Below are 1,137 nucleotides of genomic sequence, written 5' to 3'. Positions count from 1 at the left end.
TAAGTAGCTAGGCAGAATTAAATAGAAAACGTTCTGTGGTATGTTGGTCTTGTTGAGCGCGAGCTTCTACACCCTCTATAACAGCCATCGCCAAATCATATTCATCTTCAAAAATCCGACCAGCTAGTTCATGTGTTTTAAGTTGATGCCACTGTGCTTCAATCAGATTCATTTGTGAGGAATATTTGGGCAGTTGGAAGAAAAATAATCCTTGGGGCATGGCAATAACTCCAACGTTCTCTGATTTTTTTGCTCAGGTGTATAGGATGGTTATCTTGAACGATTACTGTGATTTGTCCCGTCTGCTCAAAACCTTGAGAGGCTTGTTGAGCTTGCCAGTCCATTAGCTTAAGGTAAGATTCTCCTTTAAAAGAACCTAACTTTAGTCCATCATCAAAACTAACTCCGATGGCATAAAGACCTAGAATATTTAACCTTTCCCCCCGTTTTTTTGTCTGTTTGAGGAGTTTTTGCTGTCCACAACGAGCATAACTGTAACTGACGGGACTCCAAATACAAAAACCGGATTCCTTTACGGAATTTTAGGCAAATCTCTCCTGCACTGTGAGACCACAATAACCATTCGTGCGTCAGCTTTTTTGGCTTGTTTTTGTTGAGCATCTGGGGGGGGAAGGTTGTTGATATCTTGTCCTTTTCCAACGCCACCCCTTTTTTTGAGGACTTTTCAGTAGCGATCGCTACTGAGAGTCACTCCTCGCTCTTGAGATAGTTTTCGGGATAATTGAGCCGCATTATAGGTTCGTTCATCTTTTTCCAAACAAATCTCTATATGTTTTATATCTTCTTCAACCCACTTGGCTTTTCTTCCTCTACCTATCTTTTCCCACAGTCCCTCAAAACCTTGGCTTGACCAACGGTGAAGACTGTTTCTCACGGTGTGAGGTGACTTATTTTTATATAGCAGCGATCGCTGCTACAGACCATCCATGATGATTGAGTCGAACTATTTCCGCTGTTTCTCTCACTCTTGAGGGGATTCCCTCAATTTTCTGGAATTCCAGCAGTTCTTTGTCTTCAGCTTCACTCAAATGTACTCTTAAAGGGGCTGGCACACTATAAATTTTCCTCCATCTACTCGACTAGGCTATTTTACAACTTTTTTTGCCTGCCTACTTA

3 protein-coding genes are annotated in these 1,137 nt (G+C 41.6%); all 3 read right to left on the bottom strand.

Features of this window, described 5'->3' with window-relative positions; all coding sequences use genetic code 11:
• Positions 1–7: 7 nt before the first annotated feature.
• Positions 8–226: a hypothetical protein gene (locus tag F6K13_RS34260; protein ID WP_338043223.1), complete on the bottom strand. Its 219-nt coding sequence runs from the start codon at positions 224–226 to the stop codon at positions 8–10.
• 459 nt (positions 227–685) lie between these two features.
• Positions 686–895, bottom strand: coding sequence for a helix-turn-helix domain-containing protein (locus tag F6K13_RS34255; RefSeq protein ID WP_161564638.1), 210 nt, complete (start codon positions 893–895; stop codon positions 686–688).
• 19 nt (positions 896–914) lie between these two features.
• Positions 915–1,073 carry a hypothetical protein gene (locus F6K13_RS34250; RefSeq protein WP_161564637.1) on the bottom strand — a complete coding sequence of 53 codons (159 nt, stop codon included), beginning with the start codon at positions 1,071–1,073 and terminating at the stop codon, positions 915–917.
• Positions 1,074–1,137 lie beyond the last annotated feature (64 nt).

The organism is Okeania sp. SIO2B9 (assembly GCF_010672505.1).
Lineage (GTDB): Bacteria > Cyanobacteriota > Cyanobacteriia > Cyanobacteriales > Microcoleaceae > Okeania > Okeania hirsuta.
Note: the sequence above shows the minus strand (reverse complement) of the source record. Positions and strands in the feature narration are given on the sequence as shown.